This is a genomic window from Microseira sp. BLCC-F43, from assembly GCF_041929235.1.
Lineage (GTDB): Bacteria > Cyanobacteriota > Cyanobacteriia > Cyanobacteriales > Aerosakkonemataceae > Microseira.
Genome location: NZ_JBHFNP010000103.1, coordinates 1 through 13,872, shown reverse-complemented (window position 1 = coordinate 13,872; position 13,872 = coordinate 1). Strand labels below are relative to the sequence as shown.

The following is a 13,872-nucleotide window of genomic DNA, read 5'->3' as shown; positions in this document are numbered from 1 at the left end:
GAACTACAACCGAGGCTTTAAAACCTTTGTTTATTCCTAAGTCCTTGTTTTGCGGACTTCGTTTGTGTAGGCGCACGCTTAAGGGTGCGAACTACAAACCTGGATATAAATCCTTTGTTTTTTCCTAAGACCGTGTTTTGCGGACTTAGTTTGTGTATGCGCACGCTTAAGTGTGCGAACTACAACGCAGGCGTTAAAACCTTTGTTTTTTCCTAATTCCTTGTTTTGCGGACTTGGTTTGTGTAGGCGCACGCTTAAGGGTGCGAACTACCTTCATGCTTAAACCGCCAATAATTGCTCATAGACGGACTCAACATTCCGGGATTGAGATGATACATCTGCTTCCAAATTCTTCAGCCGCTTGACTTCGGTTTCCCGATTAATTTCGCGGGATTCTTTCTGTTTGAGCAGGTTATCTAACTCAGCTTTGCGCGAATTAATATCATCATCAATCCGCTTGCTGACTTCCCGTTCGTAGCTATCAAAACAATCTTTAACTGCTTGATGAATTGATTGCCATTGTTCTTGGGCTAATTGCGGTAAGTGTTTGACAAACTCTTTTTTGGTGGCTTTAACTAATTCTTTTCTGCCTTGCTCGACTTGCAATGCACCAACTCCCAAACCGAGTAGAACAAAACCTAATGGCCCCGCAATAAAGGAAACGGAAAAAATTGATAAAAAGCTCCAAATTCCAATCACGGCGATCCAGTTGACTAGGATATTTTTCCAGTCAAAACCTACACTGGCTAGCAATAAACCTGCTGGGTTGGCTGAAGCTAGGGAAATAAAGCCCATCGCCCAACTTGCCCAAGATGGCGAATTGTCATCAGATTCGAGATTGGTAGTGTAGATCTTTTGCCCGATTAGCTTTTCATTAATCGCCCCGGCTACTTGATTGTAAGCTGCGCCAAAGTTAGCCGCTTTTCTAGTTAGTTCTGAGAAAGCTTCTCGCATTTCTCCGGTGGCGGTGAGTTCCCAAGCAGAAATCTTATCGTTGAGATACTGTTGGAATGCTTGTTGAAACGCGGCGTTGAATTCTTCTCGCCTTCCGGCACTTAAGAATTCGAGAAATCCGATATCGGGTTGATAGCGCAAGAAATCGGTTTCAAAGGTGTTGCCTAAGTTTAAAATATAGTTGCGGAAAGAGTCGGCGATCGCACGCGCCTTACTATCCCGAACTGCCAGAATTTCTCCCTTGAATTCGTCGCGAATTTGCGTCAGTTTTTTGAATTCCGGCTCAACTGATTCAATTCGTCGTTTCAATTCATTGACATCTTGCTCTAATAATGGTATGCGCCGGTCAACTGCTTCGCGGACATGGTTGTAGGTTTGGCGGGCGAGGGTTCTGGCTTGTCTGAGTTCTGCGATCGCCCGTTCTTGGGTTAAAAATGTACTCAGAGCCTCTATAAACCCTGGAAAACCCGTTCCTTCCAACGTATCCTCTGGATTTTTCAACCGCCGCCGCAACGCATTAATCGAGGATAATTCAAACACCCTTTCCTCGTAAATATCGTGACCATCGACTTGACAATATTCCGCTAAATTGCTCTCAAAAACTTGACGCAGTTTGGATTCTGCCGCTTCTAATTCTTCTGCATCATCGGGATCTATGACCGATTTCCGAACTTCATCCCAAGCATTAATTAAAAAGAAAACCGTCAGCCCTCGCCCTTTGATGTAATTTTCTAAATAGCGGCGTTCGGCTAACGTACAAGGCTGGTCAGCTCTCAACACAAACAAAATTGCATGGCAATTATTGATGTAATTTAGCGAAATTTCGTTGCGCGCTTCCGTATCGTTTAGTCCCGGACTGTCTACAATTTCAATTCCCTTTTCCAGCAGCGGTAAAGGATACTCTACTACTGCATATTCAACATCGGGAAAGGCAATCTTTTTCTGTTCTTCTAGTCTTTTTGCCTCCTCTGGGTCGATGGTATATTCCTGCTTGAAGGTTTTAAAATCCATTCTGTGAGGACTTTTACCGTCTTTAAAGTAAACGGTGACTTTCTTTTCCGAACCGTAGCGTAAAACCGTTAGCACTGCGGTGCAAGGGTTTACGTCGCTGGGCAACAAATTTTCGCCTAATAAGGCATTGAGCAAAGTACTTTTGCCCCGTTTCATATCTCCCAAAACTAGCAGGCGAAATACACCCCGGCGTAAGTTTTGACTGGCTAAGGTTAAATCTTCTATATTTCGCTCCAAACCCAATCCTCCAGAAGAGGATTCGCCTGCGGATTCCCCTTGTTTTAAAGTGTCGATTATTCGGTCAAGACAACCGACAATTTCGCGGCGGACTTTGGCAACTTTTTCCAAGTCTCCCAGCAAACTTCCAGCGGTAACTGTAGAACTCATGGCGGTAATATCCTATTTAAGAGTTGCGGTTTCCTGAATTAAAGAAAATTAGGTAAGCAAACCAAGCAATTCCTGCCACAATTACGACTCCCGTCAGCCATGAGGCTATTTTAAGGCTGATAATCGTCACAACAACAAGACCGAAAAATTTACCGACATTTGCGAGTTTCTTCAGCGAAAGTTTCCGCGATTTCTCGGGAGTCTGCCGACTTGTTTGATACAGCGGTGGATCGCTCCGGTTGATTTCCGCCTCTAATTCCCGCAGTCGAATTGCCCGTTCTCGTTCCTCAAGCTCTCGTTCGCGTCGCCGCAGTTCGCTTTCTTTACCATTAGGAGAATTCATTTTTATTTACCCCGTCTTGGTCATCTATGCGTTACCAATTTAACTTCAGCACATTGGCAATGGCTAGTGCAACACACAGCGAAATTTTGTAGCGCCAGCACTTGGCAGGGACAGCCAATGCGTACAACAATGAAGAAAACACCCACTCACTACAGCGAGATGCTCGACCATCTTTCCCCGAACCTAGAAACCGGGTTTGGAGCGTATATCTCTCGTTTCAAAGCGACGATTTTTCATAGAAACCCGGAATATGAGCGTCAGTCCTATTTCCATCAGCTTGTCCGGTTTTGCCCGCAGTCTGGCGTTTCACGACAGCTTCTTGGTTTTATGCGCTATATGGCGGTAAACTTAGACACTAAACAGGCGGCGTTAGTACTCGCTCCAGAGGGTTATCGCTTTGAAGCAGTTTGCCACCAGCCGTAATAATAGAAATAACGATGGATTTCCTGACTATTTTGGGATTAATCGCCGGAACCTTAACGACTATCTCTTTTTTGCCGCAGGTGATTAAAACCTGGCAATCTAAATCTGCCAAAGATTTCTCGTTTGGAATGCTGGTTACTTTTAGTTTGGGTGTATTTCTGTGGTTAGTTTATGGCATCGGTAAAAATGAATTGCCGATTATTCTTCCTAACTTCGTGACGTTGGTGTTGAACTCGTTGATTATCCTGCTCAAATTCAAGTATCGATAAATTAGAGGAGACAGATCGTGACTGACAACATACATAACGAAAACGATAAAGTTTCTACCCTTTCCTTACCTGCGGAAGCTGCAAAGACGCGGATACGACCTTGGGGTACCGTTACAGTTTTAGAAGAATCTGAACGCTACCGCATTAATCGGATTGAAATTAAACCCGGTCAACATATGAGTAGCCAAATGCACTATCACCGCAGCGAACACTGGATCGTTGTTTCCGGTACTGCTAAGGTGATTTGCGATGGTAAAGAAACTGTCGTTATGCAAAAACAATCCACCTATGTGCCGATGTGTACGCCGCACCGGGTGGAAAATCCAGGGGTGATTCCCCTCGTGATGATTGAAGTCCAAAATGGCGAATATCTGGGAGAAGATGATATCATCCGCTTCGGAGAAGATCCGGAAAATAAAAGCCATTAAGAAACCCGGTTTCTCTCCCCCAAGTTTTTGCCAACAAACTCAGGACTGACGCCAAGCAACCGGGTTTCTCCAAAGAAACCCGGTTTCTCTCCCCCAAGTTTTTGCCAACAAACTATTGATCTAGTTTAGTAATTAACCATCGATATGATTGTTATCGTTATGGGTGTTTCTGGGTCGGGAAAATCTACCATTGGCAAGATGCTGGCATCAGAATTAAATTGGGAATTTTACGATGCGGACTCGTTCCATCCATCAGCTAATATTGAAAAGATGCGCCAAGGTATTCCCCTCACCGATGCGGATCGAATGCCTTGGTTATTAACATTGCAAGAAGCGATCGCCAGCTTATTACAACAAGATCGCAATGCAGTACTGGCCTGTTCTGCCCTAAAATCAAGCTATCGCGAGATTATGTTGCACAATTGCGATCGCTCGCGCATCCGCCTAGTCTACCTTAAAGGCAGTTTCCAACTCATCCAACAACGGCTCAAACAGCGCCAAAATCACTATATGAGCCAAAATTTATTGCAAAGCCAATTCGACACCCTGGAAGAACCAGAAGACGCAATTTGTGTAGATATCTCCCAACCGATGGATGCGATCGTTCAGCAAATCTATCGGCTGCTAATGGCTAATGGCTAATGGCTAATGGCTAATCAAACAAACTTTTTGGTTCACCAGCGTAATTCCGCAATTAGCAATTAGCAATTAGCAATTACCCATTAGCAATTACCCATCAAAAAGCAATTCAAATTCAGTCCGTAATGAATTTACGTCAGCCACTCTCCCAACTAATAGATTTTCGCGTCCGGCATCTTGGAGCCGAGATTTCCAATATTCAATACTCTCCGAATTGTGCATCCAAAAATTAATCACGCTATCGACAACTTTATCTAAATCCCAACTTTGATTCGGCGAAATATTTTCCACCGATTGAATTAAGGCGTCCAGGCTACATTTATAACTAGCCACATATTCCACCCCCGTCGGTTGTTTTTGTTGCCGCTCTTGTTGCTGGTTAAAAAAGTACAGAATCGGAGAAACGCCCAGGATCTCAAAAGTGTAGCTCATACTCAACTCCTAAAATCATTTTGGATTTTGGCTTAGCACTCTTTGCGTTTTAGTGCTAAACTAGATTGGGGTTTTAAATTAGCACTCTGGCGGTTTTAGTGCTAAATTAAAATCGGGTTAGTTTTAGCACTCACCTTCTTTTAGTGCCAATGTAAAACTCCGGACAAAACGTCCGTTGCGAGTGAATTAGTTGCATAATTACTAATATTAATACTAAGTTCTAGAAGATGGTATAGTAACTAAATTTACAAATTAGTTACTCCAGAGCGAGTTATCCTGACGCGGCAATATTACTGATGACAGATGTTAGAACTATACACTGGCGAACTGGCGGCGCTTTTAGCCGCGTTTTTATGGGCGGCAGCTTCAACGGTATATTCGCGCCTGGGGCAGAAGATACCGCCGTTGGAGTTAAACTTACTTAAAGGGGTGGTAGCGATCGCATTCCTCATCGTCACCCTCGCCATCCAGGGTGAATGGCTACCAGACTTGAATTGGGTAGCGATTAGTTTCCTCCTCACGAGCGGTATATTCGGAATCGGCATCGGCGACACGGCTTTTTTTTGGGCGATCAATCTACTAGGAGCGCGACGGACGCTATTATTAAAAACCTTGACTTCTCCCTTAGTAGCATTGCTGGCGCTAATTTTCTTACAAGAAACATTAACGCCAACCGACTGGTGCGGTATTTTATTAACCCTATTGGGAATCGCATGGGTAATTAGCGAACGAGTTTCGGCGACAACAGATACAACTAACCACTTCCTACCAGGAATTAGCTGGGCAATTGTAGCGACATTCGGAGATGCAACAGGTGCAATTTTATCTCGCGCGGCACTAACTCAATCTAATATTATCCCCATGTGGAGTACGCTTTTGCGGCTGAGTGCTGGCGTATTGGTATTATTACTGTGGCTGTTAGTAAAAGCCAGAGGAGCAGAGGAGCAGACGGGCAGAGGAGAAATTAATAATTTATCCACTAAATTCACCCCCCAAGGCATTGGGGGCTGGGGGGGATCGTCCGTCAATATATCGCCCAAGTTGTTAGGGATTATCGCCATCACTTCATTTTTCAGTACCTACTTGGGAATCTTTCTTCAGCAGATTTCACTCAAATTTACTGCCGCTGGAATTGCTCAAACCTTGGGCGCGACTAGCCCTTTATTTGTTCTCCCTTTTGCGATTTGGATGGGCGATAAAGTCAGCTTAAGAGCATTTTTGGGAGTTTTAATTGCTTTGGCTGGGGTGTGGTTATTGTTTAGAGTTTGATAGATATAATCCCCTTTTGCGATCGCAAACAACTACAGCGATCGCTCCCGACCGAACCTCTTGACGAATGGAACCAATGGCGCTATGCTCTGTTTTTAAGGTTGTTTTCCTTAAACAGACGGCAACCTGGTTCGCCCAAAAACCTAGTATCGCTACCCAAAGCTGTTAGCGCAGCAATGGATAGCTTGACCCCCCAAACTGTCAGGAGCAGTCCGGGAGGCTAATTGAGAATTGTAACATTTTCTCTCTAGCCACCCTGCTTTGAGCTGCCTGCGGGGTGGCTAGATTTTTGGTTTTTCCGAAAAAAACAGAAAAATCAGGAGAAAATATCATGGCCCAAGAGTTTTTGCCAGACTCGACTGGATCTGCACGTCCAAATTCTGACGCAGGAGAAGACGATCGGGAAACCGTGCAGATATTGATTATCAGTTCTCGCGATGGGGTGATAGAAACAATACACAGCTTGTACGCAAAAGAGTTTGCTCAAGTAGACGAATGGAGTCCACCGCAACCAACGAAAAAACCTGGTAAGATGGTAAGCATTCTTACCCGTTACCGCAAACTACGACCGATTAAATTACCGCCGAGAAAATCGGGAAGTTAATTTTTAGATTTGTAGGGGCACGGCACGATTAAATATTCGGCACAAGCAGAAGAATATCTATGCTGCCGTGCCCCTACCGCACACGCTTGGCGAGCGCAAAATGCCACAATCGGGAGCGAGTATGATATCTGTCGCCAGTGAAACAGAAGAAGATATTGCAGCGATTCGCGAGGTAGTTACCGCAGCATTTGGTCGCCCAAACGAAGCTGCATTAGTAGAAATTATCCGCAATTCGCCTAATTTTATCCCCGAACTTTCCTTAGTTGCGAAAGAAGATGGAAAGGTGCTGGGTCATATTTTATTCAGCCCCATTGCCATTGAAACACAAAAGGGGAATGTGGAAGCGATCGCCCTAGCCCCTCTTTGCGTCAAACCCACCCATCAGCGTCAAAGCATCGGCGCGCAACTCGTACAAGCAGGTATAACAAAGTGCCGCGAATTAGATCGTAACATTATCATCCTTCTCGGTCATCCACACTACTATCCACGCTTCGGTTTCGAGACAGCAAGTAAATTCGGCATTCAAGCACCATTTACAGTTCCCGACGAAGCATTTATGGTATTAGAACTCAAACCTGGCGCATTAACAGGTATCAGCGGAATCGTGAGATATCCTGATTATTTTAATGAGGTTTAAAATAATGACTATTAAACTAGACCAATATAAACAACAAATTGCCGATTTATACAGCCGCAGAAGCGACACCTACGATCGAAGCGAGTGGCATACTCAAATTGCCCATCGTCTAGTCGAATACGCAGAAATTAGCGCCGGACAGCAAGTGTTAGACATTGCAACGGGAACTGGAATGGTGGCAATAGAAGCAGCCCAAATAGTAGGAGATAAAGGAAGAGTAATTGCGGTAGATATTTCCACAGGAATGCTGGAACAACTACAACGAAAAATAGACGCATTAAAATTAAACAATATAGAGATAATGCTAGCCGATGCCGAAGCATTGGAACTGGCGGAAAATAGTTGCGATCGCATCCTCTGTTCCTCAGCATTAATCTGGCTGATGGACATCCCCGCCAGATTACGAACTTGGCATCAATTCCTCAAACCAGGAGGACTAATTGGCTTTCATGGATTTGCAGACACCGCGTTTATTGGCGGCGTTATCCAGAAACAGGTATTCAAAAAATATGGTGTTTCATTAATATACAACGACATCACAGGCACAGCAGAAAAATGCCATAACTTACTGCAACAAGCAGGCTTTGAAGACATTGAGGTCAAAACCGAACAATATGGCAACTATATAAGTTTGGAACAGGCAAAACAGATGTGGATAGCAAACCCCAACAGTCCCACACCTGGACTATTAACCAATCCCCTTTCCCAACTCTCACCCGCACAACTAGAGCAAGCAAAAGCAGAATTTGATGCCGAACTAGAAACATTAGTAACCGAACAAGGCATTTGGAACGATATTACCATCTATTTTACCTTCGGTCACAAAAACGCCTCTTAACAACCTCTCTTTTCTTCTTCTCTCTGCGTCCTCTGCGCCTCTGCGGTTCATTTAATTAGGGATTGGACGGGAGAGAGGAATTTTGCGATCGCATACACCATCACCCTACAGATATATTGCATATATGTACAATTGTTACAAAATTGCTCAAAAACTTCACAATAGTTTGAGAGCATTCAAATTATGATTAACCTCTGATTTAGTAAACTCAAGCACTTGACTAATTCAACAGAACCAAATATAACGCTTCTTTATTTCAAAATGTTACAAATATTGCGGATTGCTACAAAACCACCGAATAACTTTATAAGACTTAGATCGCATTCAAATTATCATAAATCCATAATTATCTGGAGATAAATTTCCAATTTCTTGAAATTTAGTAGCCAGATATACAGTTAGGCGGCTTGAGTATTTCTTACTATGCAAGTGGATAAAGAAACGCTACAACTTAATTGAGTTCCGAAAAGGTTGTAGCCCAAGGAATCAAAAGAAGTCGAAGGTTTAACCCAAAGCAATCCGAACTACAAAGGTTAAACAATCCTTCAGAAAGTGTGAACTCAGCAGAGCAAATATTTCTCGAACGCAACAAACAGACCAACAACTAGGAGGTCTAGATATGAGAAAGATAGCTGTTTACGGGAAAGGCGGGATTGGTAAATCCACAACTACACAAAACACCGTAGCTGGATTAGTTGAAATGGGTCGTAAAGTGATGATCGTAGGATGCGACCCCAAAGCAGACTCTACAAGACTGTTACTCGGTGGCTTACACCAAAAAAGCGTACTCGACACCTTGCGGGAAGAAGGCGAAGACGTTGACTTAGAAGATATCCGCAAGACAGGTTGGGGCAACACCCTGTGCGTAGAATCTGGCGGTCCAGAACCGGGCGTAGGTTGTGCAGGTAGAGGCATTATTACCTCAATTGGTTTGCTAGAACAACTCGGCGCATACGACCAAGAAGTTGGACTAGATTATGCCTTCTACGATGTATTGGGAGACGTAGTTTGTGGTGGTTTCGCCATGCCAATTCGGGAAGGCAAAGCCCAAGAAATCTACATCGTCACTTCTGGCGAAATGATGGCAATGTACGCTGCAAATAACATCTGCCGAGGCATTAAGAAATACGCTGCACAAGGTGGCGTGCGCTTAGGCGGCTTAATTTGCAACTCCCGCAAAGTAGACCGAGAAGCAGACCTAATTATGGCGCTTGCTGACGCCCTCGGCACGCAAATGATCTACTTCTTACCCCGCGACAATATGGTTCAACGGGCAGAATTAAACCGCAAGACGGTGATTGACTATGCACCAGATAGCGAACAAGCGCAACACTATCGCAACCTGGCGACAGCAATTGACGGAAACACCAATCAAGTCATTCCCACTCCATTAAAGAATGACGACCTGGAAAAACTGCTGGTTAAATTCGGTTTGTTCGACTAAAAGATTTTGGATGCAAGGATTTTGGATTTTGGATTGCCGATTGTGGATTCAGTAGGGGCACGGCGTCATTCAGTATTGTAACTAACCCGAAAATATTCTCATGCCGTGCCCCTACTGAGGATATTTGTCGATTTCAGTCCAAGTTACCGAACCCGAAAAGATGCGATTCAAATTGTATTCTCTCCATCTAAAATCCCAAATCTAAAATCTAAAATCAGCGCATTCATGACAGAAGTCAGAATGATTTGATCTGTGAAGTTGCTGACTTCTGAATTCAGAATTCTGCACAAGGAGAAACATCATGGTCATGTCAGATGACATTAAATTGGCACAAGCGCCGATTACCGATCAAAAAACTGCTATTGAAGAAATGGTAACGGCGTATCCCCCCAAAGTTGCGAAAAAACGGGGCAAACAAATCATCGTCCGCGACTCATCCCAAGAAAATCAACCAATTCAAGCCAACGTGCGGACTGTTCCCGGAATTATTACCCAACGCCACTGTGCATTCGCAGGTTGCAAAGGCGTGGTTGTCGGCCCATTTGGCGATGTATTGCACATTGTTCACGGCCCAGTTGGCTGTTCTTACTACACTTGGATGACGCGGCGGAATCAATATAAAACCCGCGAAGATGGCAAGAATTTTTTGAGTTATTGCGTCACCACCGACATGCAAGACTCGGACATCGTGTTTGGTGGCGTGAAGAAATTGCGTCAAGCGGTGTTAGAAGGCTATCAAATTTTCAAACCTAATGCGATTACCATCTGTGCAACTTGTCCGGTGGGATTAATTGGGGATGATATCCAAGCCGTTGCGAAAGAAATGACGGAAGAATTGGGCATCTCAGTTGTTGCATTTAACTGCGAAGGTTATAAAGGCGTTTCCCAATCAGCCGGACACCACATTGCTAATAACGGATTTTTCAAACATTGGGTTGGCGAAGGCGAAGCGAAAGCAGAAGAAAAAGCAGGCTTCACCGTCAACATGATGGGCGAATACAACATCGGCGGCGATGCTTGGGAAATTGAACGGGTGTTGAATAAGTGCGGCATTAAAGTTCTCGCGTCATTCAGCGGCGACGGCACTTACGATGCAGCCACCAAAGCTCACGAAGCCAAATTAAACTTAGTAATGTGCCACCGTTCCATCAATTACATGGCACAAATGATGGAAACGAAGTTTGGCGTACCTTGGATGAAGGTTAACTTTATTGGGGTACAGGCATTTACTAAGTCCTTACGCAAGATTGCCCAATACTTTGATGACCCAGAATTGACAGCTAGAATCGAAGCGGTTATCGAAGAAGAAGTGGCAGAGGCGGAGGCAGAAATTGCGCCGATTCGAGAGCGTTTAACCGGAAAAACTGCAATTCTATTCGTGGGTGGCTCTCGCGCTCACCACTATCAAGATGTATTCGCCGATTTGGGGATTAAAACCATCGCCGCTGGCTATGAGTTTGCCCACCGGGATGATTACGAAGGTCGGCAAGTTATCCCCTCTTTGAAGATAGATGCGGACTCGCGCAACATTGAAGAATTGCACGTGGAACGCGACGAAGAAAAATACAATCCTCCCAAACCCCAAGAAGTCCTCGACTGGATGCGGGAACAAGGATTAATCGGCAAATATGACGGCATGATTCCAGAAATGGGCGAAGGAACTTTGGTAATTGATGATGTGTCGCACCACGAACTGGAAGTTTTAATCAATCGCTTCAAACCAGACATCATCGGTTCTGGAATCAAGGACAAATACATCGTTGAAAAATGGGGCGTTCCTTGCAAACAACTGCACAATTACGACTACGGCGGGCCATTTGCTGGTTACCGAGGTGCAGTTAACTTTGCCAAAGATATCGATATGCGGATTAACACCCCTGCTTGGAAGCAGATTGCGCCTCCTTGGAAGAAGTAGGAAATTGAAGATTGCAGATTTTAGATTTGAGATTTCAAGTTTAACTTCAATTTGCAATCTGCAATCTTCAATTTGAAATTACCCCCTCGCTACAGTCTGAAGAAAAATGAGGAATTAAGATCATGTTAGACGCCACACCTAAAGAAATCTTTGAACGCGAAGCTCTCCGGATTAACCCTGCTAAAACTTGTCAACCAATTGGGGCAATGTACGCCGCTTTAGGTATTCACAATTGTTTGCCTCACTCCCACGGTTCTCAAGGTTGCTGTTCTTTCCACCGTTCCCACTTAACTCGCCATTACCGCGAACCAATCATTGCCTCTACCAGTTCTTTTACTGAAGGCGCGGCGGTGTTCGGAGGTGGTACAAATATTGTGCAATCGTTGCAAACAATTTTTACTACTTACGACCCGGATATTGTGGCAATTAGTACGACTTGTTTGTCAGAAACGATTGGGGATGATATTCCTACTTACATCTCCCAAGCGTATGAAGAAGGAGTCGTGCCGGAAGGCAAGTTAGTGATTCACTGCAATACACCCAGTTACGTCGGTTCCCACATTACGGGATGGTCTAACATGACTGCTGGGATGGTGAAATATCTCTCGACTAAAACAGAGAATTCGCTTCAGCAAATTAACGTGATTCCCGGTTATGTAGAACCGTCGGATACGCGACAAGTGAAACAATTGCTGAAACAAATGGGCGTGAATTTTGTGGTGTTCCCGGATACTTCTGATGTGGTAGATACGCCACAAACAGGTAGATATCAAATGTATCCCAAAGGTGGAACTACCATCGAACAATTACGCAGTACTGGAGATAGTCAAGCGACGATCGCATTAGGCACTTTCGCTAGCGAACAAGCTGCGATCGCTCTCCAAGAGAAATGCGGAGTTCCCTATCGCTTACTCGAACTTCCCATCGGTTTAGCAGCAAGCGATCGCTTTGTACAAAATATCATCGAACTCACGGGTGCAACTCCCCCAGAAGAACTCGAAGATGAACGGGGACGCCTGGTAGACATCATGACCGATATGTTGCAATACACCTATCGCAAGCGCGTAGCAGTGTATGGCGATCCGGATCAAATGGTTGCGCTAACAGAATTTTTGGTCAGTTGCGGAATGCATCCAGTGTACGTTATTACAGGTAGCCCCGCAGGCAAACGCTTCGAGGAACGAGTCAAAGAAATCCTCAAAGATACCGTACCAAATGCAGTTGTAAAAGCCGATACTGACCTGTTCTACCTGCATCAATTGATTAAGAACGAACCAGTAGATCTGCTAATTGGGAACGAATATGGCAAGTATATTGCTCGCGCTGAAGATATTCCAATTGTGCGCTTTGGTTTCCCGATTTTGGATCGCGTTGGTCACAGCTATTTCCCAACAGTTGGCTATCAAGGCGGTATCTACTTGCTGTGTAACATTTTGAACACCATTCTCGAACGGTTAGACCGCGATGCTGCTGACGAAACGTTTGAATTGGTTAGATAGGTAATGGCTAATGGGTAATGGGTAATGGGTAATGGACAATTTTGGATTTTGGATTGGTAATGTATACCAGAAATCATATCATATCCGTTGAATTGCCCATAATAAAAAAACCTCACCCAGTCGTTGCGTAGGGACACGGCATCATAGATATCTCGGACAAACAGATAACGTTAATCGTGCCGTGTCCCGGCTGATGATTATGGGTAATCGACCGGACATGATATCAATCACCAATTACCAATCACCAATTACCAATTACCAATTACCAATTAGCAAAAGGAGGAAGTTATGAAGAAACCAAAACACCACATTTTTGTCTGTTCTAGCTTTAGATTCACGGGTGAAGCAAAGGGTGCGTGCCGCCGCAAAAATTCTACCTCATTGATTCAATATCTCGAAACCGAATTAAGCGATCGCGGCCTAGATGATGTTCTCGTTTCTCCAACTGGTTGTTTGAAACTTTGCGAAAAAGGCCCAGTGATGATGGTATATCCGGATAACTACTGGTACGGCGAAGTAGATGAAGATGCAATTGATACCATCCTCGATGCGCTAGAAGAAGGTAAACCCGCTCTTGACTACCTGTTTGTTAATTGAACATGGCGATCCCCCCTAGCCCCCCTTGCGAAGGGGGGAACCTGAAAGCCCCCTTGCGAAGGGGGGAACCTGAAAGCCCCCTTGCGAAGGGGGGAACCTGAAAGCCCCCTTGCGAAGGGGGGAACCTGAAAGCCCCCTTGCGAAGGGGGGAACCTGAAAGCCCCCTTGCGAAGGGGGGAACCT

The 13,872-nt window shown here is 44.6% G+C and carries 16 protein-coding genes; 13 read left to right on the top strand and 3 right to left on the bottom strand.

The genetic code is table 11. The annotated features are described in order from the left end of the window. Window positions 1-279 precede the first annotated feature (279 nt). Both ACE1CM_RS15345 and ACE1CM_RS15340 read right to left on the bottom strand, forming a co-directional pair. Window positions 280-2,352: a dynamin family protein gene (locus ACE1CM_RS15345; protein WP_374878380.1), complete on the bottom strand. Its 2,073-nt coding sequence runs from the start codon at window positions 2,350-2,352 to the stop codon at window positions 280-282. 16 nt (window positions 2,353-2,368) lie between these two features. After that, the gene (locus tag ACE1CM_RS15340) at window positions 2,369-2,695 is read right to left on the bottom strand and encodes a hypothetical protein (RefSeq protein WP_374878379.1); all 327 of its coding nucleotides are present in this window, start codon (window positions 2,693-2,695) and stop codon (window positions 2,369-2,371) included. Between the two features lie 129 nt (window positions 2,696-2,824). Here ACE1CM_RS15340 and ACE1CM_RS15335 point away from each other — a divergent pair, with 129 nt between their 5' ends. The 4 genes from ACE1CM_RS15335 to ACE1CM_RS15320 all read left to right on the top strand — a co-directional run bounded on the left by ACE1CM_RS15335 (window position 2,825) and on the right by ACE1CM_RS15320 (window position 4,457). Continuing rightward, window positions 2,825-3,118, top strand: a complete 294-nt coding sequence (locus ACE1CM_RS15335) for a hypothetical protein (RefSeq protein WP_374878378.1) — start codon at window positions 2,825-2,827, stop codon at window positions 3,116-3,118. A gap of 14 nt (window positions 3,119-3,132) precedes the next feature. Further along, window positions 3,133-3,387, top strand: a complete 255-nt coding sequence (locus ACE1CM_RS15330; RefSeq protein WP_374878377.1) for a SemiSWEET family sugar transporter — start codon at window positions 3,133-3,135, stop codon at window positions 3,385-3,387. Between the two features lie 29 nt (window positions 3,388-3,416). Further along, window positions 3,417-3,815 carry a phosphomannose isomerase type II C-terminal cupin domain gene (locus ACE1CM_RS15325; protein WP_374878381.1) on the top strand — a complete coding sequence of 133 codons (399 nt, stop codon included), beginning with the start codon at window positions 3,417-3,419 and terminating at the stop codon, window positions 3,813-3,815. Between the two features lie 144 nt (window positions 3,816-3,959). Beyond that, window positions 3,960-4,457 (top strand): gluconokinase, encoded by a 498-nt coding sequence (locus tag ACE1CM_RS15320; protein WP_374878376.1) that lies wholly within the window; start codon window positions 3,960-3,962, stop codon window positions 4,455-4,457. An 87-nt stretch (window positions 4,458-4,544) separates the two neighbouring features. Here ACE1CM_RS15320 and ACE1CM_RS15315 read toward each other — a convergent pair whose 3' ends face one another. After that, window positions 4,545-4,886 (bottom strand): hypothetical protein, encoded by a 342-nt coding sequence (locus ACE1CM_RS15315; protein WP_374878375.1) that lies wholly within the window; start codon window positions 4,884-4,886, stop codon window positions 4,545-4,547. Between the two features lie 303 nt (window positions 4,887-5,189). On the opposite strand from ACE1CM_RS15315, the gene ACE1CM_RS15310 reads away from it, so the two are divergent. The 9 genes from ACE1CM_RS15310 to ACE1CM_RS15270 all read left to right on the top strand — a co-directional run bounded on the left by ACE1CM_RS15310 (window position 5,190) and on the right by ACE1CM_RS15270 (window position 13,689). Continuing rightward, complete coding sequence (locus ACE1CM_RS15310; protein WP_374878374.1) at window positions 5,190-6,155, top strand: DMT family transporter; 966 nt, start codon at window positions 5,190-5,192, stop codon at window positions 6,153-6,155. Next, the gene (locus tag ACE1CM_RS15305) at window positions 6,152-6,379 is read left to right on the top strand and encodes a hypothetical protein (RefSeq protein WP_374878373.1); all 228 of its coding nucleotides are present in this window, start codon (window positions 6,152-6,154) and stop codon (window positions 6,377-6,379) included. Before ACE1CM_RS15310 ends, ACE1CM_RS15305 begins: the two co-directional genes overlap by 4 nt. A 107-nt stretch (window positions 6,380-6,486) precedes the next feature. Then, window positions 6,487-6,759: a hypothetical protein gene (locus ACE1CM_RS15300; RefSeq protein ID WP_374878372.1), complete on the top strand. Its 273-nt coding sequence runs from the start codon at window positions 6,487-6,489 to the stop codon at window positions 6,757-6,759. A 100-nt stretch (window positions 6,760-6,859) separates the two neighbouring features. Further along, window positions 6,860-7,396: a GNAT family N-acetyltransferase gene (locus ACE1CM_RS15295; protein WP_374878371.1), complete on the top strand. Its 537-nt coding sequence runs from the start codon at window positions 6,860-6,862 to the stop codon at window positions 7,394-7,396. A gap of 4 nt (window positions 7,397-7,400) precedes the next feature. Continuing rightward, on the top strand, window positions 7,401-8,234 hold the full coding sequence (locus ACE1CM_RS15290; RefSeq protein ID WP_374878370.1) for a class I SAM-dependent methyltransferase: 834 nt from the start codon (window positions 7,401-7,403) through the stop codon (window positions 8,232-8,234). 619 nt (window positions 8,235-8,853) lie between these two features. Further along, a complete protein-coding gene (gene nifH / locus ACE1CM_RS15285) occupies window positions 8,854-9,678 on the top strand; it encodes a nitrogenase iron protein (RefSeq protein WP_374878369.1) in 825 nt (274 codons plus the stop codon). A gap of 301 nt (window positions 9,679-9,979) precedes the next feature. Then, window positions 9,980-11,593, top strand: coding sequence for a nitrogenase molybdenum-iron protein alpha chain (gene nifD, locus ACE1CM_RS15280; RefSeq protein WP_374878368.1), 1,614 nt, complete (start codon window positions 9,980-9,982; stop codon window positions 11,591-11,593). Between the two features lie 122 nt (window positions 11,594-11,715). After that, complete coding sequence (gene nifK, locus ACE1CM_RS15275) at window positions 11,716-13,092, top strand: nitrogenase molybdenum-iron protein subunit beta (RefSeq protein WP_374878367.1); 1,377 nt, start codon at window positions 11,716-11,718, stop codon at window positions 13,090-13,092. A 288-nt stretch (window positions 13,093-13,380) separates the two neighbouring features. Beyond that, entirely contained in the window at window positions 13,381-13,689 is a 309-nt protein-coding gene (locus tag ACE1CM_RS15270; RefSeq protein WP_226575990.1) for a ferredoxin, read from the top strand. Window positions 13,690-13,872 lie beyond the last annotated feature (183 nt).

Coding starts and splice junctions, on each gene's coding strand:
- ACE1CM_RS15345 (WP_374878380.1), bottom strand. CDS start 2,352: ATGAGTTCTACAGTTACCGCTGGAAGTTTGCTGGGAGACTTGGAAAAA.
- ACE1CM_RS15340 (WP_374878379.1), bottom strand. CDS start 2,695: ATGAATTCTCCTAATGGTAAAGAAAGCGAACTGCGGCGACGCGAACGA.
- ACE1CM_RS15335 (WP_374878378.1), top strand. CDS start 2,825: ATGAAGAAAACACCCACTCACTACAGCGAGATGCTCGACCATCTTTCC.
- ACE1CM_RS15330 (WP_374878377.1), top strand. CDS start 3,133: ATGGATTTCCTGACTATTTTGGGATTAATCGCCGGAACCTTAACGACT.
- ACE1CM_RS15320 (WP_374878376.1), top strand. CDS start 3,960: ATGATTGTTATCGTTATGGGTGTTTCTGGGTCGGGAAAATCTACCATT.
- ACE1CM_RS15315 (WP_374878375.1), bottom strand. CDS start 4,886: ATGAGCTACACTTTTGAGATCCTGGGCGTTTCTCCGATTCTGTACTTT.
- ACE1CM_RS15310 (WP_374878374.1), top strand. CDS start 5,190: ATGTTAGAACTATACACTGGCGAACTGGCGGCGCTTTTAGCCGCGTTT.
- ACE1CM_RS15300 (WP_374878372.1), top strand. CDS start 6,487: ATGGCCCAAGAGTTTTTGCCAGACTCGACTGGATCTGCACGTCCAAAT.
- ACE1CM_RS15295 (WP_374878371.1), top strand. CDS start 6,860: ATGCCACAATCGGGAGCGAGTATGATATCTGTCGCCAGTGAAACAGAA.
- ACE1CM_RS15290 (WP_374878370.1), top strand. CDS start 7,401: ATGACTATTAAACTAGACCAATATAAACAACAAATTGCCGATTTATAC.
- nifH (WP_374878369.1), top strand. CDS start 8,854: ATGAGAAAGATAGCTGTTTACGGGAAAGGCGGGATTGGTAAATCCACA.
- nifD (WP_374878368.1), top strand. CDS start 9,980: ATGGTCATGTCAGATGACATTAAATTGGCACAAGCGCCGATTACCGAT.
- nifK (WP_374878367.1), top strand. CDS start 11,716: ATGTTAGACGCCACACCTAAAGAAATCTTTGAACGCGAAGCTCTCCGG.
- ACE1CM_RS15270 (WP_226575990.1), top strand. CDS start 13,381: ATGAAGAAACCAAAACACCACATTTTTGTCTGTTCTAGCTTTAGATTC.